General features: G+C 63.1%; 20 protein-coding genes. 14 read left to right on the top strand and 6 right to left on the bottom strand.

All coding sequences use genetic code 11. From position 1 onward, the window contains the following. Positions 1 to 32 precede the first annotated feature (32 nt). The 9 genes from CPI83_RS00895 (at position 33) to CPI83_RS00855 (ending at position 9,249) form a co-directional block, all read left to right on the top strand. Positions 33 to 1,085 (top strand): NrtA/SsuA/CpmA family ABC transporter substrate-binding protein, encoded by a 1,053-nt coding sequence (locus tag CPI83_RS00895; protein ID WP_092765877.1) that lies wholly within the window; start codon positions 33 to 35, stop codon positions 1,083 to 1,085. Between the two features lie 4 nt (positions 1,086 to 1,089). Further along, complete coding sequence (locus tag CPI83_RS00890; protein WP_092765878.1) at positions 1,090 to 1,947, top strand: ABC transporter permease; 858 nt, start codon at positions 1,090 to 1,092, stop codon at positions 1,945 to 1,947. Beyond that, entirely contained in the window at positions 1,944 to 2,786 is an 843-nt protein-coding gene (locus tag CPI83_RS00885; RefSeq protein ID WP_097388103.1) for an ABC transporter ATP-binding protein, read from the top strand. Before CPI83_RS00890 ends, CPI83_RS00885 begins: the two co-directional genes overlap by 4 nt. Further along, positions 2,770 to 3,813 (top strand): ABC transporter substrate-binding protein, encoded by a 1,044-nt coding sequence (locus CPI83_RS00880; RefSeq protein ID WP_097386644.1) that lies wholly within the window; start codon positions 2,770 to 2,772, stop codon positions 3,811 to 3,813. Before CPI83_RS00885 ends, CPI83_RS00880 begins: the two co-directional genes overlap by 17 nt. After that, positions 3,810 to 4,919, top strand: coding sequence for an LLM class flavin-dependent oxidoreductase (locus tag CPI83_RS00875; protein WP_097386643.1), 1,110 nt, complete (start codon positions 3,810 to 3,812; stop codon positions 4,917 to 4,919). The genes CPI83_RS00880 and CPI83_RS00875 overlap by 4 nt, the downstream gene beginning before the upstream one ends. Further along, a complete protein-coding gene (locus CPI83_RS00870; RefSeq protein WP_097386642.1) occupies positions 4,916 to 6,070 on the top strand; it encodes an LLM class flavin-dependent oxidoreductase in 1,155 nt (384 codons plus the stop codon). Before CPI83_RS00875 ends, CPI83_RS00870 begins: the two co-directional genes overlap by 4 nt. Then, complete coding sequence (locus CPI83_RS00865; RefSeq protein WP_029256743.1) at positions 6,067 to 6,774, top strand: class II aldolase/adducin family protein; 708 nt, start codon at positions 6,067 to 6,069, stop codon at positions 6,772 to 6,774. Before CPI83_RS00870 ends, CPI83_RS00865 begins: the two co-directional genes overlap by 4 nt. Positions 6,775 to 6,816: 42 nt before the next feature. After that, positions 6,817 to 7,758 carry an ABC transporter substrate-binding protein gene (locus CPI83_RS00860; RefSeq protein ID WP_047890037.1) on the top strand — a complete coding sequence of 314 codons (942 nt, stop codon included), beginning with the start codon at positions 6,817 to 6,819 and terminating at the stop codon, positions 7,756 to 7,758. A 240-nt stretch (positions 7,759 to 7,998) separates the two neighbouring features. Further along, positions 7,999 to 9,249: a reverse transcriptase family protein gene (locus CPI83_RS00855; protein WP_097386641.1), complete on the top strand. Its 1,251-nt coding sequence runs from the start codon at positions 7,999 to 8,001 to the stop codon at positions 9,247 to 9,249. Between the two features lie 13 nt (positions 9,250 to 9,262). Here CPI83_RS00855 and CPI83_RS00850 read toward each other — a convergent pair whose 3' ends face one another. Genes CPI83_RS00850 through CPI83_RS00840 form a run of 3 tightly spaced genes read right to left on the bottom strand, consistent with a single transcriptional unit; the run spans position 9,263 to position 11,283 of the window. After that, the gene (locus CPI83_RS00850; RefSeq protein WP_003946047.1) at positions 9,263 to 9,649 is read right to left on the bottom strand and encodes a RidA family protein; all 387 of its coding nucleotides are present in this window, start codon (positions 9,647 to 9,649) and stop codon (positions 9,263 to 9,265) included. Positions 9,650 to 9,691: 42 nt separating this feature from the next. Continuing rightward, positions 9,692 to 10,504 carry an alpha/beta hydrolase gene (locus CPI83_RS00845; protein ID WP_097386640.1) on the bottom strand — a complete coding sequence of 271 codons (813 nt, stop codon included), beginning with the start codon at positions 10,502 to 10,504 and terminating at the stop codon, positions 9,692 to 9,694. Then, entirely contained in the window at positions 10,501 to 11,283 is a 783-nt protein-coding gene (locus tag CPI83_RS00840) for a helix-turn-helix domain-containing protein (RefSeq protein WP_097386639.1), read from the bottom strand. The genes CPI83_RS00845 and CPI83_RS00840 overlap by 4 nt, the downstream gene beginning before the upstream one ends. A gap of 195 nt (positions 11,284 to 11,478) precedes the next feature. Between CPI83_RS00840 and CPI83_RS00835 the strand changes: the two genes are divergently transcribed. Genes CPI83_RS00835 through CPI83_RS00815 form a run of 5 tightly spaced genes read left to right on the top strand, consistent with a single transcriptional unit; the run spans position 11,479 to position 15,903 of the window. Next, positions 11,479 to 12,483 (top strand): ABC transporter substrate-binding protein, encoded by a 1,005-nt coding sequence (locus CPI83_RS00835; protein WP_019746080.1) that lies wholly within the window; start codon positions 11,479 to 11,481, stop codon positions 12,481 to 12,483. A 10-nt stretch (positions 12,484 to 12,493) separates the two neighbouring features. Beyond that, the gene (locus tag CPI83_RS00830; protein WP_170320388.1) at positions 12,494 to 13,276 is read left to right on the top strand and encodes an ABC transporter permease; all 783 of its coding nucleotides are present in this window, start codon (positions 12,494 to 12,496) and stop codon (positions 13,274 to 13,276) included. A gap of 2 nt (positions 13,277 to 13,278) precedes the next feature. Next, complete coding sequence (locus tag CPI83_RS00825; RefSeq protein ID WP_232816944.1) at positions 13,279 to 14,061, top strand: ABC transporter permease; 783 nt, start codon at positions 13,279 to 13,281, stop codon at positions 14,059 to 14,061. Continuing rightward, complete coding sequence (locus CPI83_RS00820) at positions 14,061 to 14,867, top strand: ABC transporter ATP-binding protein (protein ID WP_069145278.1); 807 nt, start codon at positions 14,061 to 14,063, stop codon at positions 14,865 to 14,867. Before CPI83_RS00825 ends, CPI83_RS00820 begins: the two co-directional genes overlap by 1 nt. Positions 14,868 to 14,892: 25 nt before the next feature. Further along, entirely contained in the window at positions 14,893 to 15,903 is a 1,011-nt protein-coding gene (locus tag CPI83_RS00815; RefSeq protein WP_019746084.1) for a YdcF family protein, read from the top strand. Between the two features lie 6 nt (positions 15,904 to 15,909). On the opposite strand, the gene CPI83_RS00810 is transcribed toward CPI83_RS00815, so the two are convergent. Genes CPI83_RS00810 through CPI83_RS00800 form a run of 3 tightly spaced genes read right to left on the bottom strand, consistent with a single transcriptional unit; the run spans position 15,910 to position 20,797 of the window. Continuing rightward, positions 15,910 to 16,743 (bottom strand): NmrA family NAD(P)-binding protein, encoded by an 834-nt coding sequence (locus CPI83_RS00810; protein ID WP_097386637.1) that lies wholly within the window; start codon positions 16,741 to 16,743, stop codon positions 15,910 to 15,912. Positions 16,744 to 16,757: 14 nt separating this feature from the next. Next, positions 16,758 to 18,698: a hydantoinase B/oxoprolinase family protein gene (locus CPI83_RS00805; protein ID WP_003946069.1), complete on the bottom strand. Its 1,941-nt coding sequence runs from the start codon at positions 18,696 to 18,698 to the stop codon at positions 16,758 to 16,760. Further along, a complete protein-coding gene (locus tag CPI83_RS00800; protein WP_097386636.1) occupies positions 18,698 to 20,797 on the bottom strand; it encodes a hydantoinase/oxoprolinase family protein in 2,100 nt (699 codons plus the stop codon). Before CPI83_RS00800 ends, CPI83_RS00805 begins: the two co-directional genes overlap by 1 nt. Positions 20,798 to 20,894 lie beyond the last annotated feature (97 nt).

The following is a 20,894-nucleotide window of genomic DNA, read 5'->3' as shown; positions in this document are numbered from 1 at the left end:
CTGACGAATCAACGCCTGAAGGAGCCACATACATGTCCCGCTTCCGCCGACTGCCACGAGCTGCCGCTGCGCTCGCCATGATCCCGCTGGCCGGGTTGGCGGTGGCGTGTGGGTCTTCCGATTCCGACAGCGCCGCAGGCAATTCCAGCGCCGACTTCACGCTCAAAGTCTTCGATCCCGGAAACTCCGGTGCCATCGCCGTCGGCAAGCGTGACGGAACCTACGACGAGGCGCTGGCACCGCTGGGCGCAAAGATCGAATGGGTCAAGACCACACCGGGATTCAGCTCCAACCTCAAACTGTTCAACAGCGGAGAACTCGACATCCAAACCGGCGCATACAGTCCCGTCGTCGGCGCACTGTCCAAGGACGTGGGTGTCCGCATCTTCGCCACGTCCGACCCGTACAACAAGGACCAGGCCGGCATCATCGCCACTCCGGAATCCGGAATCAAGACCGTCGCAGATCTGGCCGGCAAGCGCATCGCCGTCAACCCTGCAGGTAAGGGCGAGTACATCACGCTCAAGGCCCTGACACAGGCCGGAGTGCCGATCGATTCCGTCGAACGCGTTCCGCTGCAACAGGCTGACGCGGCGTCGGCGTTCTCCACCGGGCAGGTCGACGCGTGGGCATCGTTCCTGATTCCGTATCAGGAGGCCAAGGCCAAGGGCGCGGTCGAGATCGCAACCGAGGCGAGCATCGACTCCGTGGACAGCACCATCATCGCCGGCCGCACCGCAGTACTCGAAGCGCATCCCGAGGTTGTCCAGAAGTTCCTCGAGGTCACCCAGGAACTCACCGCGAAGCAGCAGGCCGACCCAGCAGCCTTCGAGAACGTCTTCGAACAGACCGGTCCGCGTGCACTCTCCGGACAGCGACTCGACGACGCGATCACCCTCGGCGGCCAGATCACCAACTTCCGCTTCCCGACTGCAGCCGACGCTACCGACCTCGAATCCATCTCCACGCTGTTCGCCGAGAACAAGGTGATCCAGCAGCCCCTCAAGGGCAGCGACGTGATCTTCGACCTCCAGGGTGCTGTGGCAGGTTCGGCAGCGGCAGCGCCCACCACCGAGGGGAAGTGACCCGATGGTGACGCTGACCCGGCCCGCACGAACGGCGTCGCCGTCAGTGGAGCATCCGCAACTCGAAACGCCCCGCTACCGGCGCAATCGCAGCAGGCCCAAGTGGGTCTCGATCCCCCTCCGCTTCCTCGTGCCCGCGCTGCTGGTTGCCGGATGGTGGATCGGATCCGCTACCGGACTGATCCGCGAAGAGATCCTGGCCGGACCTCCGGCGGTGTGGACGGCATTCGCCGAGCTGTACCAGTCGGGTCAGTTGGTCGACTTCGGTCTCGCGTCGCTTCAACGTGCTGCACTCGGTGTTTCGGTCGGTGTGATCGTCGGATTGGTGCTCGGGGTTCTGTCCGGTCTCTCCTCGCTCGGTGAAGAACTGATCGACGGGGCCATGCAGATCAATCGCGCGGTCCCGTTCCTCGCGCTCGTTCCGCTGTTCATCGCCTGGTTCGGTATCGACGAAACTTTCAAGGTGGTCCTGATCGCGGTCGCGACCGTCGCCCCCATGTACGCGTACACCTACCTGGGAGTGCGCGGGGTCGATCGCAAGATGGTCGAAGCGGCACAGGGTTTCGGACTGACAGGTTGGCGACTGGTGTTCGGAGCGATTCTTCCGACCGCCCTCCCCGGTGTTCTGATGGGGCTTCGAATCTGCCTGTCGCTCAGCATCACCGGATTGATCGCCGCCGAGCAGGTCGGCACACGTGAGGGGATCGGATACCTGGTCACTCTGGCGCAGGAATACAACCGCACCGATTACATGGTTCTGTGCATCGTCATGTACGCGGCGCTGGGTCTCATCTTCGACGCCGTCGTCAGGCTGATCGAGCGGTACTCCATGCCGTGGCGGAGATTGTCGGTGGCGCGATGACGAACACGACCGTCGGCTCGCTGCCGACCACCGAAGCACCTCTACCACCGTTGGCAACGCGTAAGCGGACCGGTACCACCGCGGCCGAACGACGAGCCGGATCACCAGTGGCAGTCTCACTCACCGGAGTGCGGAAATCGTTCGGTGACAAGACTGTTCTGGGCGGTATCGACCTCGAGATCACACGCGGAGAGTTCGTCGTTCTCCTCGGCCCCAGCGGCACCGGCAAGACGACCCTGTTGCGAGTGCTCTCCGGTTTGGAAGCACCGGACAGCGGCGAGGTGCTGGTTCCGCGCGACCGCACGGTCGTCTACCAGGAACCGCGATTGATCCCGTCGAAGCGAGTTCTGGCCAATGTCACAGTCGGACAGAAGCGGTCACGTCAGGTGACCGACAATGCACGCAACGCACTCTCCGAGGTCAACCTCGCGGACAAGCACCGTGCCTGGCCGGCCACCCTCTCCGGCGGCGAGGCCCAACGCGTCGCATTGGCTCGCGCTCTCGTTCGCGAACCTGAACTATTACTGCTCGACGAACCGTTCGCGGCCCTCGACGCTTTGACCAGGCTCCAAATGCAAGACTTGGTAGGCGATCTGGTCGCCCGCCACCGTCCGGCTGTACTACTCGTCACGCACGACGTCGACGAAGCCGTACGACTTGCCGACCGCGTGCTCATCCTCGACAAGGGCGGGTTTGCCGTGGACGTCGACATCGACCTGCCACGCCCCCGCGATCGGAACGATCCCGAATCTTTGCGCTACCGAGCGAGTTTCCTGAAGGAACTCGGTGTCGGCCGCACCTTCCCCGACGGACAGGACAGTCATGACATTGATCGCTGATTCCGCAATCGACACACTCTGGTACACCCGCTGCCCCGTTCCCACCGCCAGCGGTCTCGCCAACAGTCTCGGTTGGCTCGACCGGACGGCAAACGAATCCGGAGTGCGTTTCGGCGTACTGCAAGATGCCGGACCGGAATTGGCAGTGCGCCATTTCGATCACCATCTCTCCGGACTCATTCGCGAAGGCGGCAACGTCCCCGCACTGGCTGCGCGTGCCAGTGGTTCTCCGACGAGGCTCATCGGGCTCACCTGGATCGACGAGGCCCAGGCAATCCTGGTGCGCGGAGACTCCGACATCCGCGAAGCAGGTCTTCTGGCCGGCGCTCGGATCGGTATCCCGGCCTGGGCTGCGGATCAGGCCAGGAGCTTTCCTCGCGCCATGGCCCTGCACGGCTTCGCCTCCGCACTTCGACTGGGCGAGTTGAGTTTTGCCGACGTCACCCTCGTCGAGGTTGCGACGACGGCAGCCCCCGAGGTCCGCACCGCCTCGTCCACCCGCAACACGACGTGGGGTGTCGAATCCCTGCTCCGCGGCGACGTCGATGCCATCTACGTCAAGGGCGCCCGCGCCCAGGAAGTTGCCCGCGAACACGGCCTCGCCGTTGCCGTCGATCTCGATTCCACTGCATCCCTACGTGATCGCGTCAACAACGGCACCCCACGACCGATCACGGTTCATGCCGACCTACTCGAACAGCGCCCGGACATCGTCGTCGGTTTCCTCGCCGAGAGCCTGAGAGCAGCGAACTGGGCCGCAGCCAACATCGACGAGGTCCGAGCCGTGCTGCAGACCGAAACACAGTCCGGGCCCGAAGGTGTGGTGGCAGCCTACGGCGAGAACTTCCACACCGGACTGCATTTGAGCCTGTCGGACGAGCGTGTGGACCTGCTCGGCGTGCAGAAACAATTCCTGTATGCGCACGGCTTCCTTGCCGCCGACTTCGACCTGCGGTCCTGGGTGGCGCACGAACCACTGGAACAGGCACGCGCACTTGTCGCCGCGCAGAAGGGCACAGAAGAATGACGGACGTCTACTGGGAGCTGCCCTCGCGCGGTGACGGACGCCGGGCAGTGGCCGCGCTGAACAGTCGCGGCGGCTTCGGGCCACAGCGACCGACTACCGTCGCGACCGATGTTCGCCCCGGAAACTTCGGGCCCTTCGACGAATTGGCACAAATCGTTCTCGCAGCCGAACTGTCGGGCGTCGACGGCGTTGTCGCACCGTACGATCCGAATGGCGAAGAATCCTGGATCGTTGCTGCCGCCGCCCTACGTCAGACGCGTCATTCGCGAGTGGTCGTGGAGTTTCACCCCACTTTCGGCACCCCCGTCTACGCCGCCAAAATGTCGGCGACACTTCAGCGCCTGTCGGCAGGTCGTCTCGAATGGCGAGTGAAGGTAGAGACGGACCCCGAAGACGCCGCTGCTCGCGGAGACGTGGTTCGAGGAGCCGACCGCTACGCGCGCGCCGCGGAGTTCCTGACCGTCGCACGCGGCGTGTGGAACGAGGAACAGATTCTGCCCGGCGGATTCGGCGGCACGGGTTACGACTTCGACGGCGAATACTACGACGTACTCGGCGGCGGATTCCGAGGCATCTTGTCGGGACTCCGTTTTCCCCGAGTACATCTGACCGGAGACTCACCGGAAGCTCTGGAACTCTCGGCCCACCATGCCGATGTCCATCAGTTCACCCTTTCCGGTGACGAGTTGTCGACACGGATCACCACCCTCGACGACCGAGCATCCGAACTCGGCAGGACCGTCGAGAAGGTCCTGCGCATCCCGATCATCGCGAGGGAGACAGCCGACGAAGCCTGGGCTCGCGTCGAACGACAACTGAGAGAAGCCGATTCCGCTGCACTCGAGATCGATCGGGCCGGCATCCTGTGGTCCGGATTCGACCGCATCGGCTACGAGCACAGTATCGGCCTCGTCGGAAGCTACGAGGAAGTGGCGCAGCGATTGTCGTCGTATCGCGATCTCGGCGTGGACGGTTTCGTCTTGTCAGGTCGACCACACATCGAAGAGCTGCACCGGGCGGGCGAGCATCTCCTGCACCTGGTCGATCCCGAGGGTCGGATCCGCAAGGAAGAGAAGGCCACCCCAGAAAAGAAGGCCACCGCATGAGCATCGATTTCTATTGGCGGATCGGGATGGAAGGCGACCACGCGTCGCTGCGTACTCCGCGTCGCTACAACCGCGGCGATGCCGGTGGATACGGGCCGGGCAACATCGCTCCCGCGATCCGCAGCGGCGAGTTGGACGGATACAGCTACATCGACCACATGGCCGCAGTGGCAAAGGCTTCCGAGTCTGCCGGCTTCCTCGGTGGACTGCTGCCGTCCTTCCCGATGACCGAGGATCCGTGGGCGACCGCAGCAGCGTTGGCCGCCGAGACCACCACGTACCGTTTCATGGTCGCGTTCCAACCGGGGTTCCTTCACCCGGTACAGGCCGCGCGGATGTCGGCCAGTCTGCAGCGAGCAACCGGCGGACGTCTGGTTTACAACATCATCAGTGGTGGAGGCGGAGCGCCTCAGCTGTGGTGGGGCGACAAGGTCGACCATGACGATCGCTACACCAGGACATCCGAGTTCCTCGATGTACTCAAGGGTGTGTGGGACGGCGAACCTTTCGACTTCGACGGTCGCTTCTTCCAAACCCACGGCGCTGCACTGCCACCCGGGCTTGCCGGCCAGCCGTTTCCCGAGGTGTACTTCTCCGGATCTTCGGCAGCAGCCGTCGCCGCCGCCGGACTGCACTCCGACTATTACCTTTCCTGGCTGGAACCGTACGCCGATCTGAGAGCCAAGATCGACGGCGTGCGGGAGAACTCGGCCAAGCTGGGACGCACCCCGAAGTTCGCCGTACGCATCGACGTCGTTGCCCGGCACACCGAAGAAGCCGCCTGGGCCGAGATCGAGAAAGGCTGGGCCTTCGTCGACAAGGGGGCCGCCGACCGCGCAGCGCAGGGTGATTCGGTGGGCGCCGCCCGCATCAAGGGGTGGGTGCCCGAACACATCACCGGTTACCGAGATCTGGAAGTGCAGCCCAACGTGTGGTGTGGCTTCAGCCTCATCCGCGGCGGACCAGCGTTCGGACTGGTCGGCAGCTACGAACAGGTCGCCGAAAGACTCGACGAGCTCCGCGAACTGGGCGTCGACGCCTTCATCCTCGCGGGTAACCCGCATCTCGAAGAGGCATACCGCGTCGGCGAAGAAGTTCTTCCCCTCCTGCAGCGCACCCCGATCACACCTTCTGGACTGGAGACTCGATGACCACCACCGAAACTCGACTCGACGCCGATACCGCAGCATTCGTCGAAGAAGCGCGCAAAGCAGCAGACAAAGCATTCGACGTCTTCCGCAAGACCGGAACGGTTGCAGCCAACGGGACCGTGAACTTCGTCGAACGCGTACCCGGCACCGAAATCGCGGTCGCCCTGAACGACCCGGGACCGTGGGCGGACGATCCGTCGGTGTCACCGGTTGTTGCTACGTTCGATGGAGAGGTGCTGTCCGGCAACGGATCGGCCGGTTTTGTCACCGGCTACGCGTCAGTGTTCCGTGAGCATCCGGAAATCACCAGCGTTGTCCACATCCACACTCCGTGGCTCGGCGGTTGGGCACAGACCCATCGGACGTTGCCCATCCGCTATGCGGCTTCGCAGAGGCTGACGCTCTCCCGAGAGATTCCGCCGCACATCGATCGATCCCGGTCTGCGGGCGAGTTCATTCTCGAGCGTCTCGAACACGATCCCGATCTGGTGGCGATCTTCGAAGCCAACGGCGGGGTCAACGTCATCGGCCGCAGCGGGTTGCTCGACCTCGCGAAGTTCGTCGTCCTCCTCGAGGAAGGCGCGCAGTTCCAGGCGATCGCCGAAACCCTCGGCGGTTCAGTCGAATTCGATCCGTCCAACCTCACGGTCCAGTGGGGCCGTAGCGGACTCGCCGACGAGGCGCGTCGACGCGGCCTCATCTAGCCACCCCCCATCACTGATTCAGAACAGGAAACCGTAGATCTCATGACCGTTCGCGTCGGATACTTCCCACACAACAATTCACTGTTCGTTTTGCGCCACACCGGAATCCTCGAACGTCGTCTCCCGGACGTCGAGTGGGTGGACCTGCGTGAGCTTCCCGCCAAGCCTGCAGTGAACCCGGAAAACGCCTTGCCGACCCTGCACTCGGACTGGCTGTTCGAGGAGGGCGGATACGATGTGATCGGAACCGGATTCACGCCGCCGGTCACCGGATTGGCCCAGGGCCGCGATCTCGTCTACATCGGAATCTCCGGCCCCCGCGTGGAGAACGGGCGCCTGGTAGTCAAGGCAGAGTCCGAGATCAACACGGTAGAGGACCTGCGCGGCAAGCGCGTCGGCATCGCGCACGGATCGTGGCAGACCACACTGTTGTTGTTCGCCTTGGATCAGGCGGGGCTGACCTGGTCCGACATCGTCCCCGTCGATACCGACGTGCGCGGTGGTGGAGCGGACCTCGTCGACGGCACCATCGATGCCTGGGTAGGGGCGTACCCGGGGCTGACCGACATCGAAGCGAACCACGAACTGCGCACGCTGATCGCCACCGACGGACTCTTCAGCCACCCCTCACTGTGGTTCACCCGGCGCGATTTCGCGGATACCAACCCGGAGGCCCTCCAGGCGATCATCGAGGCCCTGCAGGAATCCGACGCCTGGATCGAAGCCAACCCCCGCGAAGCCGCGCAGATCTTCGTCGACGACATCGAGAAGCGTGGCGGGTCCGCGAGCATCGATGCCTGGGAAGCTGCACTGCGCGGGCGTCCTTTCGGTGTCAACCCGGTCACCGACGAGTTCCTCGACGAGCAGCAGCGCGCGGCCGATCTCCTGCTGAGCAACGGACTACTGCCGCAGGCGGTCACCGTCCGCGAAGCAGTCGTGCCGTGGATCAGCGAGTTCGTCGGTTCGGATCGTTCGTCGATCTGAGAACCCACACCTGACAGATCCGCTTCACACGTGACAGATACCGGACGGTCTGCCATTGTGAAGGGATGCGGCGGCGCGTGGGTGAGAGTTGGTCCACGCGACCAGTCTCAGGGGTAACCCCTGGGTCGGCCAGAAGAATTGAATACTGCGTCCACCGGCGTTCGGCACGCTCCGCGTGCTTGCCGCCGCACCGGACAAAGGATTTGGTCACCCCGCCCCGTCGCATCCCGGAGTCGAATCATGCGTGACTTCGAGCTCGATCCCGAGTTGGCGCGTCGTCTGGCCGTTGCGGCTGCTGACGCTCCGTGGACCCTCAGCGGCCTCGAGGAGGCATTCGGAACCGTCTTCGGTGTTTCCCCGACGCTCCTGGCCGTGCGCGTTCTCGACCTCATGCCCGCCCCACCGTTCGAACCGCAGACTCTGTACCGATTGCTTCGCGAACTACCTCGCCTGCGGCCTGTTCCTCTCTCACTGGACACCAATGAATCCTCGGTGTGGCGGTTCGACGTTCCCCGCTACAACACCAGTGTGGACCTGGCTCGTTCACTGGATCTGACGATCTCCGAACTCGAGTGGTTTGCCGACCGAGGGGAATGGCTCCGCACGAAACCCCTACCGCTACGCCACTACCGGCCCATGCAGATCAGCAAGAAGACCGGCGCTCGCCTCCTCGAGGTACCGAAACCTCGATTGCGCGAAATTCAGCGCAAGATTCTGCGCCGCATACTCGACCTGGTGCCCCCACACGACGCGGCACACGGATTTGTCCGTGGTCGAAGCCCTCTGACTTTTGCAGCGCCGCACGCACAGTCGGAAATCGTGATCGGTGTGGACCTCGCGCAGTTCTTCCCCTCGATCAGCGGCAGCCGCGTCCACGCCGTCTTCACCGCCCTCGGCTATCCACCCGCAGTGGCAGGAGTTCTCACCGGATTGTGCACTGTTGCAACACCTGCCGATACCCTGCGCGGCCTACCGTATGCACAGGCATCACAGCTACGCACCGCGCATCTTCCGCAAGGCGCGCCAACTTCGCCTGCACTGGCGAATCTCGTCGCGCGCAAACTCGATATCCGCTTGAGTGGACTCGCACAAGCGAACTGGCTCACCTACACCCGATACGCCGACGACCTCGCCTTCTCCGGAATCGAAGTAGCCGACGTCGGAACCCTCCTCTGGAGCGTCGAGCAGATCGCCAGGGACGAAGGGTTTGCCATCCATCCACGAAAGACCAAGGTGATGCGCCCTCATCGACGCCAACACCTCACCGGGCTGGTGATCAACGACCAACCGTCGTATCCGCGTGACGACTACGATCGCTTGCGTGCCCTGCTGCACAATGCCGCCAATACTTCTGCGCAGGAACAGAATCGGGACGGAATCGAGAACTTCCGCGCCCACATCTACGGCCGGATCGCGCACATCGGCGAAACCAGCACTACACGCCGACGCACGTTGCTGCGCCTCGCTGAACGTGTGGATTGGGACGGCTAGTGCCCGCGAGCAGTCAGACCCGCGGTGTGTACGCCATGCATTCGACTTCCATGTGCGCACCCAGCGCCAGTCCGTCTGTTCCGAACGCACTGCGGGCCGGCAGTCTCGACGCCGGGAAGTACTCGAGGTAGACCTTGTTGAACTCCTGCCAACGAGACATGTCGTCAAGCATGACAGTGCATTTGAAGATTGCTTCGACGCCGGAACCGTAAGCGATCAGCGAAGCCACGATGTTCTCCATGGTCTGTCGAGCCTGCGCTTCGAAGCCGTCGGCCAAAGTCCCGTCCGGGAGCATGCCGATCTGACCCGACAGATACAGAACGTCTCCGACGCGCACCCCGGTGGAGAACGGCGTATCGAAAGCGGGTGGGATGAACTCGACGGTCTGAGATGAATCCATTAGATCTCCTCGGAGTTGGAATATGCGTGACGAGTTGGCGTTTCAGCGCACTGGGCGCGCACGAACATCGGCCAGGAAGTGCGCCACCAACTCGTTCCACGCGTGTGGGTCCTCGAAGTAGGGGGAGTGGCCGCGGTCGGCAAGTTCGACCACTTCGGCGTGGGGCAGGAACTCGGCGGCGCTGCGAATCCGCTCGGGTGTCATCAAATCGTCCAGCTCACCCGCGATCAGCAGAACCGGCGCCGTCACCGCGGCAAGATCGCTCGGCGAGTAGTTGTGGGCCTTGAGAATTCGGAAGAACTCGGTGTCAGGTGGGCGATGGCCGAAGGTACCGAGAGCTTGGTACAGGTATGCCCTCGCCATGTCCAAGCTCGGCAACCGTCCGCCCACAGCGGGGTGTTCCCCCAGGGGCCGCGCCGTGACGGGCGCCGCGGTGAGGGGCGGTGCGCTGTCCGGACCGAAGCCGACGGGAATGCCGCCGGTCGTGCAGGCCAGGACTACCGACTCCACCCGGTCCGGAACAGCGATCGCGGCCCCCAATGCGGCCCAACCGCCCATCGACTGGCCGACCACGTGCGCTCGATCAACCGCTAACAGGTCCATGATTTCGATCAGATCAGAGACTGCCGCTACCGGGCCGTGGTTGCCATTCTCGTTGGTGGACCGGCCGAATCCTCGCTGATCCCAGCTGATTACCCGATAGTGCTGAGCGAAGTACGGTACCTGTTGGTACCAGACCGCAGCGTTGCCGCCGAGACCGTGCGTGAGAATCAGATCCGGGCCCTCGCCGGCAGTCTCGTACCAGACCCGTTCGCCGTCTGCGACGGTGATGAAGCCCTCGGTCCGTGAAATCATCCTTCTTCTCCTGTGTCGGACGGGCGCTTGCCCGAAGTGTGGTCAGTGAGGAGTTGCTGCACTTCATCGGTGGCCCGCAGCAGGTGTTCTTCGACCATTCGCGTCGTTTTCGCATCGAAGTCGGTGTCGAACCCGATCACCGTCAACGCGCAGAGCGGAGATCCCTTGCGGGAAGACACTGCACGCGAGACCGAACCGATGATGTCCTGAGATCGTTTGTGTACAACGGCGAATCCGGTTTTCTGCGTCTCGGCTATGTCGGCGAGAAAGCCGGTGGGGCCTTCCATTGGATAGCCACTCTTCTCCACCATCGCCAGGTAGGGCGCCCGGGTGTTGTCCTCGAGTGCCGCCACCAACGCGAGCGGACCCGCGAACCGGTGCGGCGGAAGCAGATCCCCGAGCATCCGAGTGATCATCTTGAGCCGCTCGGGACGCAACGCCGCGATGATTCGCGTCCCGCCGCTCTCGAGAACCTGCAGATTCACCATCATGTCCGTGCTCTCGGACAGCACCCGCATGGTCGGATCGCACAAGGCCGCCAACGAATGCGCTGCCGCTTCGTGGGAAACCTGCAGTGCAGCCGGGCCGGGGAGATAGCGACCGTCGTAGCGGAAGACCCAACCACGGTTCGCGAGTTCTCCGAGCACTCGGTGCGCAGTCGGGCGGAGCATCCCGACTTCTTCTGCCAGTTCGCTGAGCTTCATCGGCGTGGTCGAGCGCGCGATGGCCTCGAGTAGATCCAGCGCTTTGTCGACGGCGGACGCAGAACCCTTCGTCATCCGATCCCCTCCCGGTGCCGTGGATGTACCCGGCGATCCGAAATCTCGTGTTCTTGGAAAACCCTTGGCATTCGTCTTGGAAATTACTATAGTCACAACAATCGTTCCGGCGTACGGAATTCTTTGAGCGTCTTCACCTTCCCACCGGATTACCGGCAAGGAAGTCATATCTTTCCCAGCGAGAGGCTTTCGGACATGACGGTTGGACATACCCTTCGGTCGACACCACGGTTCAGAGTTGTTGCCCTAGCTGCGGTCGCGACCGCAGCATTGGCACTGACCGGCTGCTCGAGCGACGCCACGGCCTCCGACGACGGGGGCAACCAGACCACCACGATTCGAATCGCACCTCAGCCGATCGCAGACTTCGCACCGATCTGGCTCGGAATGGAGCAGGGATACTTCACCGACGAAGGACTCGACATCCAACTCGTCGAGGGCGGCGCCAGTTCCTCGGCTCAAATTCCGTTGCTGCTCAGCGGAAATGCAGATATGGCAGCCACGACCGCCGCCGCCGCAATTCAGGCACGCAGCCAGAACATGCCCGTCACCATCGTCGGAGGACTCACGAATTTTGCCGCGAGTGACGGCGTCGACCAGTCCGGCCTCGTCGTCGCCAAAGACAGTTCCATCAGCGGCTTCCGTGACCTCGAAGGCAAAACCGTTGCGATCAGCGGATTGAAGTCCGTCAGCGAGGCAGTCATCTCTGCTGCGGTGGAGAAGTCAGGTGGAGCAGCGGACAAGATCTCGTTCATTCAGGCGCCCATGCCCAACCTCGGCGACCTTGTTTCCACTGGCGGAGCCGATGCGGCATTCCTCATCGATCCGTTCCTGAGCAAAGCAACCGACTCGGGGCTGAAGATCCTCGGCCACCCCTTCCCCTTGGCCGCGCCCGGTGTGCCAGGGACCTCGCTGGTCGCTTCGGAATCGTTTGTCGACGCGAACCCGGACTCACTCGCCAAATTCCGCACGGCGCTTGCCAAATCCGTCGACTACGCCAATCAGAATCCGGGCGCCGTCAAGGCTGCACTCTCGACACAAGCCAAGATTCCGCTCGAAATGCTGGCCAACAGCAAGAATCCTCAGTTCGTCGCAGTAGTGGAACCGGGTGCTCTCGGCACGGAGATCGAACTGCTGGTCAAGTACGGGGTACTGACGGATTCGGTCGAGGCCGATTCCTTGCTGACCCCGGCCAACTGAGTTGTCCGCCTTGACAACCCTGCAGACTCGCCGCAGGCAGGTTCTGCTCGGTCGGCTGCTGACGCTCTTCGCGTTGGCAGCCGCCTGGCAGATCTTCGGAATGCTCGGCGACGAGGACGTCAAAGGTATTCCGAAGTTCAGCGACGTGGCAGTGGCCCTTGTGAACGAACTCGGCACGTCCTCGTTGTGGACATCACTGGGACAAACGGTGACCACCACAGCGATCGGATTGGCGCTGTGCCTGGTCGTCGGGATCCCGGCAGGACTGCTGCTCGCCGCGCACCCGTTCCTGACGGTCTCCTCCCGTTTCGTCATCGACTTCTGCCGAACCGTTCCGCCGCTCGCAATCATTCCGCTCTTTCTGCTGATCATGGGCCCGACGCAACGGATGGCGGTGGCGCTGATCGTGGCAGTAAGTGTGTGGCCGATTCTGCTCCAGACGATTCACGGTGTGCGCAACGTCGACCCGGAACTGCTGGCGACCGCACGCTCCTTCCGACTTCCGCTGTGGCGCAGACTCGCTCTCGTCGTCGCACCGGCGTCGATGCCCTACATCTTCACCGGGATTCGCATCTCGGCAACACTGAGCTTGCTGCTGACCATCGGTGCAGAATTGATCGCGGGCGTGCCGGGACTCGGTAAGGAGATCCTGCTGAGCCAATCCGTCCCCGATCGAATGTTCGCACTGATCATCGTCGCCGGACTACTCGGAATGCTGCTCGCCTTCGCCGTGATGGCGATCGAGAATCGTTTACTTGCTTGGCATTACATCCCGAGGAGGATGACGACGTGAAGATGATGTCAGGACTTCGACTCCTCGCGTGGGAGTTGTGGCTGCCGATCTTGATCGTCGTCGTATGGTACTTCGGTTCGGAGTCGAGCAAGTCACCCTACTTCCCGCCACTGTCGCGTATCTGGAAAGCGTTTGTGGACAACTGGTTCGGTCCGGGATTCGCCCACGACGTCGTACCGAGCTTGACCAACCTTGCCTTCGGTCTCGCCGTGGCACTGGTGGTCGGCATCGGCGCCGGTCTCCTGCTGGCCCTGTTCCCGCTGGCTGCCGATATTGCCGATCCGTTTCTCCAGTTCTTCCGCGCCATTCCGGCGCTGGCCGTATCGCCCGCCCTCTTCATCGTTTTCGGAACCGGTTCGACGGGTAACGTTGCCGCCATCGCCTTCGGTGCGGTCTGGCCGATACTCCTCAACACCCTCGACGGCATTCGCTCCATCGACCCGAGTATCCGATTGGTGGCGCGCAGCTACCGGATCCGTACACCCCTCCTGGTGACGCAGGTACTCCTCCCCGGAGCGATGCCGCAGATAACAGTCGGTATCCGTACCAGTCTCGCGATCGGTGTCGTCATCATGGTCGGCAGCGAAATGTATGTCTCCACTGCAGGAATCGGTCACTTCGTGATCGTCGCGCAACAGACATTCGCCATCGCGGACATGTGGTCCGGAATTCTCCTGCTGGGAATCATCGGATACGTGCTCAACCTCGGATACGGCGTGATCGAACGATGGTTGCTCAGATGGCAGCCGCGGACCCACGACGCTCTCGCAGTGAAAGGAAACTGATGTCATCCACAGAATCTGCGGCATCGATACCCGCAGTCGAACTGAGCGGCCTCGGGGTGACCTACGGCGGCCCCACCGGCCGCGAAGTGCTCCGCGGGATCGACCTTACGGTCGCACCGGGAGAAATCGTCTGCATCGTCGGCCATTCCGGTATCGGCAAAAGCACGCTGATTCGTTGCATCGCCGGTCTGCAGAAGCCGACCACCGGTGAGGTCCGCATCGCCGGGATCGCGATCGATGCACCGCCGGCCACTCTGGCTCTCGTGTCACAGGACTACGGACGAACACTGATGCCGTGGCTTCGAGTGGGCGAGAACGTTCGCCTGCCGCTGCGGGGCAACAGTCTGGCGCGGAAGGTTCAGAACGAGAGGGTTACCGATGCACTCGCCGTTGTCGGTCTAGGCGGTGCTGCGCGTTCCTACCCCTGGCAGTTGTCCGGCGGAATGCAGCAGAGAGTAGCGATAGCTCGCGCTCTCGCCTATCGGCCGCAGGTACTCCTCATGGACGAACCCTTCGCGTCGGTCGATGCGCAGACCCGCGCGGAACTCGAAGACCTGCTGCTGACGCTTCAACGTGATCTTGGTATCACCGTCCTCCTGGTCACCCACGACGTCGACGAATCGGTGTACCTGTCCGATCGAGTGGTCGTACTCGGCGGAACGCCGGCATTGATGCAGGACATCGTCGACGTCCCGTTGACCGGAGCTCGAGATCAACTGACCACCAAGGCGGACCCACTGTTCATCGAGTGCCGTACCAGGGTGCTGTCCGCAATCCAGCAGTCCAAAACGGTGGCGCCCGTGTAGTGGGCACCTCGCCTAGTCTGGCTCCGTGATCCTTCTCCTCATCGGCCTCGCGCTGCTCGGATTCTGCGGCTACCGGTTCAGGCAGGATCGGCGGAGGCTGAGCAACGGCGTCTATCTACTTCTCGGAGTGATCTTCACCGGTCTGTGGATGCTGCAGTCGGGTGCACCGGGGACCGAGATCCCGTCGTTCGTCATCGCGACGATCGCTCTGCTCTCGCCGTTGCTGGTGCTCCTGCTTGCAGGATTCCTGATCGTCAACGGGGTCACGATGCTGCGGCGCGAGGGATTCAGCGTGGCGAACCTGCTCTCCCTCGTCGCCGGACTCGGACTGCTCGTTCCCTACGTTCTGCTCGCATCAGCGTTGCTGACGCAGAGATATTGGCTCGCAGTCGTTCTCGGATCGTTCAGCCTGGTCGCGTCGTACCTGGGGTTTCTGTTCACGAGCTTTCTGCTCTACTCCTACGTGTACGGACGCCAGAAGTACCAGCCCGGGATGGACGCGATAGTGGTGCACGGCGCCGGGCTTTCGGGTGCCGACGTGACGCCCCTGCTGGCCAGCCGTCTGGACAAGGCCGCGGACGTCTTCCGCGCCGAGGTCCGCGAAGGACGTTCCCCGCTGTTGGTCGTCAGCGGCGGGAAGGGATCGGACGAGGTGGTCAGCGAGGCTGAGGCAATGTGCGTCTACCTCGTCGATCACGGGATCCCGCGCGAGAACGTGATGCTAGAGGACCGTTCGACCACCACGCTCGAGAATCTCGAGTACACCAGGGACCTTCTCCGCGCCGACACCACGAAGCCTCGAATGGTTCTGGTCACCAGCAACTTCCACATACTCCGAACCGCAACGTTTGCCCGAAGCCTCGATCTGGACGCAGAAGTCATCGGTTCCCACACCGCCCGGTACTACCTGCCGAGCGCTATTCTGCGCGAGTTCGCCGCCGTCACGGTGGAACACAAGTGGCTCAACGGAACGGTCTGCCTGATCCTCGCCGCCCTGCCCCCACTGGTTGTCTGGGCGGCAGGAGGCATTGCGTAGCAAGCATCACCGAATCAGGCTCTCGACGCCCATCGGTCGGCGACCCAGAAGCAGTTCCACGGCAGCACTGCCCGCAAGGAAGTCGTGGTGGTTGTAGAACTCGAACATCGCCGCCAATCGTGAGCTGGCGTTGACGTCCAGGCCGCTGCCGATCTGTTCACGCCATTGATCCACGCTGATCTGTTCTATCGCGACGGTACGTGACGTCTGCTTCTCCACCATCTGTGCCACCTCCATGACGCTCAGAGCTTGCGGGCCGCCCACCTCGTACGTCGCTCCGTGATGCTCGCCCGGGCCCTCGCTCAGGACGACCGCGGCAACAGCTGCCACGTCCGCCAAACTCACGAACGAGAACCTCGTGTCCGCGCTGTACGGCACGACGATGGTCTCTGACCGACCCGTGAGTACCGCTTCGAAATTCTGCGCGTACGCACATGGTTGCAGCACGGTCCATTTCAAGGGAGAACGATGCAGTTCGTCCTCACACCTGGCTTTGTCCAGGTGATGCGGCATTGACGGGCTGAACGGCCACGCCACGGAGTGATAGACAAAGTGTTCCACCCCCGCCGAAGCCGCTGCCGTCAGCGCATTGCGAAGCAGTGCCGGCTCGTCGGGATGGACGTTCGGAGCAATGAAGTACACCCCTCGGCACCCGGCGAGGGCCTTGCGCAGCCCTCTTCCCGTTTCGAGTTCTACCTCGAAGTCCCCGTCGACACGCGTCTTTCGCACGAGTCGCCGAGCTGTCACGCTCGGCGGCAGTGCAGCGACGACTGCCTCACCGGTCTTACCCGCGGCGCCGATCACCGCGATGTCGGCGCCGCGAGCAATTCCGTTCTCCATGAGAGTTTTCCGTCCTAGACGTAGTCGTAGACCGCTGAGGTGGCGCCACCGGAAAGCTGCGCGTAGCCCGGACCCCGATCGAAGAAGGGTTCGTTCTCACCGCGCTCCGAGCGCAACTGATCCCGTAGCTCCGTGGTAGCAGCCTCGTCGACCGACGGCTCGTCACCCTCGATCACGACAACACCGTAGTCGTCGCGTGCGCCCTCCACGGAAACCTTGCGCCACTGAATGTCTCGCAAGACCTCTTCGATCGGACGCTCCAGTGGATCTCCCCAACCGCCACCACCGGTGGTGCGAATCCGTACGACCTCGCCGGCCTTGATCGGCTCGGCATCGGTCAGCGCGTCGAACTCACGCTCGTTCGGTCCACCCGGATCCAGGACCACGGAGAACGGCCGACCGGCCTTGCCGCCCTTGACTCCCCAGCAGGCGAGGATCGAACGATCCGCGATGGACATGAAGTGCGCATCCTTGAGCATCCGGATGTGCTTCTCGTATCCCAGGCCGCCGCGGTAGCGTCCGGCTCCGCCGGAATCCATGGCCAGACCGAGCTTCTCGACGATGAAGGGGAAACGGCTCTCGGTGAATTCGGTCGGCAGGTTCCGTGAATCGGGAACGACGTGAATCGTGTCCTCACCGTCGGCGTAGTAGCGTCCGCCCGAACCGCCGCCGAGCACCTCACGCATGAGGTACGAGTGACCCTCGAAGTCCTCACCGTAAACGCCGGTGTACCTGATGGTCTCCTGATCGGCGGGCATGTTGCCGTCCACAGCCTTGGCGACGACGCCGGCCAGCACTCCGAGCAGACGGAGGATGACGAACGTGCGCGCGTTGGTGGGGGCAGGGAAGATCGGGGTGATCAATGTTCCCTTTTCGGGGAACTTCATCTCGATCAGCGGTACGACGCCCTCGTTGACATCCAGTTCGGCCATGCGCTCGGGGGTGTCCGCGAGGTTACGCAGAATCGGGGCCAACCACTTGATGAGGAAGTTTCCGTCCGCGTAGTCACCGCAGTGGTTGATCGGGCCCTTTGCCTGCGGTCCGGTTCCGTTGAAGTCCAGGATGAGTCGCTCGCCGCCCTCGTCCTCCGGTCGCGTCTTCGTGAGCGTGATGCGCTGGATGTGGAGCATCGGCTCGTCGACGCCGTCGTGCTCGGCGTAGTCCTCCCACGTGTACTCACCGACCGGGATCTTGCTGAGGATCTCGCGGCGGTACGTCTCGGTGGTCGCGTCCATCATCGCGTCGAAGCACGACTCGACGGTGTCGACGCCGTAGCGCTCGAACAATTCGGTGAGTCGACGCGCACCCATCAGGCACGCCGAGCACTCGGCGTCGAGGTCAGCTGCGAGAGCGTCCGGCATGCGGGAGTTACGCGTCATGATGCGCAGCGCCGCCTCGTTGGGAACTCCCTGGTCCCACAGTTTGATCGGCGGAACCATCAAACCCTCTTCGTACACCGTGGTGGCGCCGGACGGCATGGAGCCGGGGCAGCAACCGCCGATGTCGTCGTGGTGACCGAACGCTTGAACGAACGCAACAACCTTCGGCTCGGCATCGGGAGTGACGCGGGCGAAGACAGGCACCGTGACGCAGAGGTCGGGGAGATGGCCGATGCCACCTTCGGACAGGTAGACGTCGTTGTGGAAGTACACGTCTCCCGGCTTCATCGTCTCGAGTGGGAAGTCCCGGGCGATCGGATGCACCAGCGCGGAATACGAACGGCCCGTGAGCTTGCGGAGGTTCCGGTCGTGAATACCGGCGCGGAAATCGTGAGCGTCACGGATCATCGGCGAACGCGAGGTGCGCGAAATGGAGGTCTCGACCTCCATTTCCACGCTGGCGAGGTAACCGGCGACGATCTCGACCAGAATCGGATCAGGTGACGCGCCGTCGGTAGCGGTGAGTCGGTACGGCTTGGCCGCGGTGGCAGCAGCAGCATCGAGAATGGCGGTCATCACTTCACTCCGTTCGAGTCGGAAGACTTCGAGATACGAATGTTCCCGAAGGTGTCGATACGTGCCGAGAATCCGGGGTGGATCGGGACAGTCGAGCTGAACTCCTCGATCACGGCCGGTCCTTCGATGACGTCACCCGCACCGAGCAGCGTGCGGTCGTAGGTAGCAGTTTCGACCCAGCTGTCGAAATACGATTGCCGCGAACCGGTTCGGGCGGTGTCGGCGCCAGTGCCGGCGGGGATCTCCTTGAGCGTCGGACGCTTGATCGGGCCGATGCCGCTCACGCGCAGGTTGACCCATTCCACGTGCTGCGACGGGTCTCCCCGGAAGTCGTAGCCGTACAGTTCGCGGTGCGCCTGGTGGAATGCCTCGGCCGCGTCGTCCATGATCTGCGCCGTGACGGTACCTTCCGCCACCGGGACGCGTACCTCGAAGGCCTGACCGAGGTAACGCAGATCCGCAGTACGGGAGTACTTGCGCTGCGTCTCGTCGAAACCCTCTTCGGCGAGCGCGATCTCGGCTTCGTCGGCCAACGCGTCGAACTGGCTCTGCAGGTCTTCAGCCTTCAACCGGTCGTGACGACTGACATGCGTCTGGACGTAGTCGTTGCGGACATCGACCGTCAGCAGACCGAACGCGGAGACGTTACCCGGATTGAGCGGGACAAGAACGTCTTTCAGACCCAGGATGTCGACGAGACGGCAGGCGAGCAGGGAGCCGGAGCCGCCGAACGTCACGAGGGTGAAGTCGCGAACGTCGAGGCCACGCTTGACCGTGATCTGACGCAGGGCGTTGGCCTGGTTCCACGCCGAAACCTCGAGGACACCGACCGCACACTCCTCGAAGCCCAGACTGAGCTGTGTTGCAAGCTCTTCGAGGCCCTTGCGTGCCAGTTCTGTGTCGAGGGGAATTTCGCCGCCGAGCAGATGGGGTGGGATGCGCCCGAGCAGGACGTGCGCGTCGGTGATGGTCGGTTCGCTGCCGCCCTTGCCGTAGCACAACGGTCCGGGATCGGCGCCCGCCGACTGAGGGCCGACTCGGAGGGTGCGTTCCGGCGTCATCCACGCGATCGAGCCACCTCCGGCGCCGACGGTCACGACGTCGATCATCGGGATCTTCGACGGGTAGTTGCCCACTCGCCCTTCGGTGGTCAGCGCGGGCTCGCCGCGAACCACGACGGTGACGTCCGTCGACGTTCCGCCGCCGTCACAGGTCAACACCTGCTCGACGCCGGCCGCATCGGCGATCAGCGCAGCACCGAGAGCTCCGGCAGCCGGCCCCGACAGAACTGTCGTAATAGGCTGGTGAACAACCTCTTTGGCTGAAAGGACACCGCCGTTGGACTTCATGACGTAGAACGGGATGTCGCGGGGTTCACCGTCGGTGGTCGAGAACTCACGCAGACGATTCGCGATGTTGTTCACGTAGTTTCGGATGTTCGGCTTGACCGCGGCGTCCACGAGAGTGGTGATGGACCGCTCGTATTCGCGGTACTCACGAAGCACCTGGCTCGAGATGCTCACCGTCGCATCGGGGAAGACCTCGAAGAGGATGTCGCGAACGCGCTCCTCGTGCGTCGGATCGGCGTACGAGTGCATGAGGCAGACGCCGATGGTCCGGATGCCGCGGTCCTTGAAGAACTGCGCTGCGCTGCGAACGCTCTCTTCGTCGAGCGGACGAATCTCGCTGCCGTCGAAGGAAAGCCGTCCACCGACGGTGCGTACACGATCGGCGGGAACGATGCGTTCGGGCTTGACCCAGAAGTACGAGTTGCCGTAGCCGTCCGGCACCGACTGACGAGCGATTTCGAGAACGTGCTCGTAGCCTTCGGTGGTGATGAAGCCGAGGTTCTCGACCTTGCCTTCGAGCAGCTTGTTGGTCGCAACGGTCGTGCCGTGGCTGACCGCACCGATCGAGTCGCCGCTCTCGCCGAGCTTGGCGAGCACTTTCTCGATACCGGCGAGAAAGCCCTCGGCGGGATCCGCCGGGGTGGACGGGGTCTTGGTGGTGACGATGGCGCCGGTTTCGTCGTCCACTGCCACGATGTCGGTGAACGTTCCGCCGGTATCGATACCGACCCGAATCTTCCTGGGTTCCACGCTTCCTCCTGAGATCTTTGGCTCGTCTCGTCTGGTACCGATCGACGGTTGCGGCCTAGCCGGTGAGTGGCTCGTACCTGACGTGTAGTGCTATTCC

It is taken from the genome of Rhodococcus sp. H-CA8f (genome assembly GCF_002501585.1).
In the GTDB taxonomy this organism is placed as follows: domain Bacteria; phylum Actinomycetota; class Actinomycetes; order Mycobacteriales; family Mycobacteriaceae; genus Rhodococcus_F; species Rhodococcus_F erythropolis.
The sequence above is the reverse complement of the archived record's forward strand: the minus strand, read 5'-3'. Positions and strand labels throughout refer to the sequence as shown.

What these genes read in the sequence shown, in the direction of transcription:
- CPI83_RS00860 (WP_047890037.1), top strand. Translation starts at nt 6,817, where the DNA reads ATGACCGTTCGCGTCGGATACTTCCCACACAACAATTCACTGTTCGTT.
- CPI83_RS00820 (WP_069145278.1), top strand. Translation starts at nt 14,061, where the DNA reads ATGTCATCCACAGAATCTGCGGCATCGATACCCGCAGTCGAACTGAGC.
- CPI83_RS00880 (WP_097386644.1), top strand. Translation starts at nt 2,770, where the DNA reads ATGACATTGATCGCTGATTCCGCAATCGACACACTCTGGTACACCCGC.
- CPI83_RS00845 (WP_097386640.1), bottom strand. Translation starts at nt 10,504, where the DNA reads ATGATTTCACGGACCGAGGGCTTCATCACCGTCGCAGACGGCGAACGG.
- CPI83_RS00840 (WP_097386639.1), bottom strand. Translation starts at nt 11,283, where the DNA reads ATGACGAAGGGTTCTGCGTCCGCCGTCGACAAAGCGCTGGATCTACTC.
- CPI83_RS00805 (WP_003946069.1), bottom strand. Translation starts at nt 18,698, where the DNA reads ATGACCGCCATTCTCGATGCTGCTGCTGCCACCGCGGCCAAGCCGTAC.
- CPI83_RS00870 (WP_097386642.1), top strand. Translation starts at nt 4,916, where the DNA reads ATGAGCATCGATTTCTATTGGCGGATCGGGATGGAAGGCGACCACGCG.
- CPI83_RS00855 (WP_097386641.1), top strand. Translation starts at nt 7,999, where the DNA reads ATGCGTGACTTCGAGCTCGATCCCGAGTTGGCGCGTCGTCTGGCCGTT.
- CPI83_RS00875 (WP_097386643.1), top strand. Translation starts at nt 3,810, where the DNA reads ATGACGGACGTCTACTGGGAGCTGCCCTCGCGCGGTGACGGACGCCGG.
- CPI83_RS00850 (WP_003946047.1), bottom strand. Translation starts at nt 9,649, where the DNA reads ATGGATTCATCTCAGACCGTCGAGTTCATCCCACCCGCTTTCGATACG.
- CPI83_RS00885 (WP_097388103.1), top strand. Translation starts at nt 1,944, where the DNA reads ATGACGAACACGACCGTCGGCTCGCTGCCGACCACCGAAGCACCTCTA.
- CPI83_RS00825 (WP_232816944.1), top strand. Translation starts at nt 13,279, where the DNA reads ATGATGTCAGGACTTCGACTCCTCGCGTGGGAGTTGTGGCTGCCGATC.
- CPI83_RS00890 (WP_092765878.1), top strand. Translation starts at nt 1,090, where the DNA reads ATGGTGACGCTGACCCGGCCCGCACGAACGGCGTCGCCGTCAGTGGAG.
- CPI83_RS00810 (WP_097386637.1), bottom strand. Translation starts at nt 16,743, where the DNA reads ATGGAGAACGGAATTGCTCGCGGCGCCGACATCGCGGTGATCGGCGCC.
- CPI83_RS00895 (WP_092765877.1), top strand. Translation starts at nt 33, where the DNA reads ATGTCCCGCTTCCGCCGACTGCCACGAGCTGCCGCTGCGCTCGCCATG.
- CPI83_RS00865 (WP_029256743.1), top strand. Translation starts at nt 6,067, where the DNA reads ATGACCACCACCGAAACTCGACTCGACGCCGATACCGCAGCATTCGTC.
- CPI83_RS00835 (WP_019746080.1), top strand. Translation starts at nt 11,479, where the DNA reads ATGACGGTTGGACATACCCTTCGGTCGACACCACGGTTCAGAGTTGTT.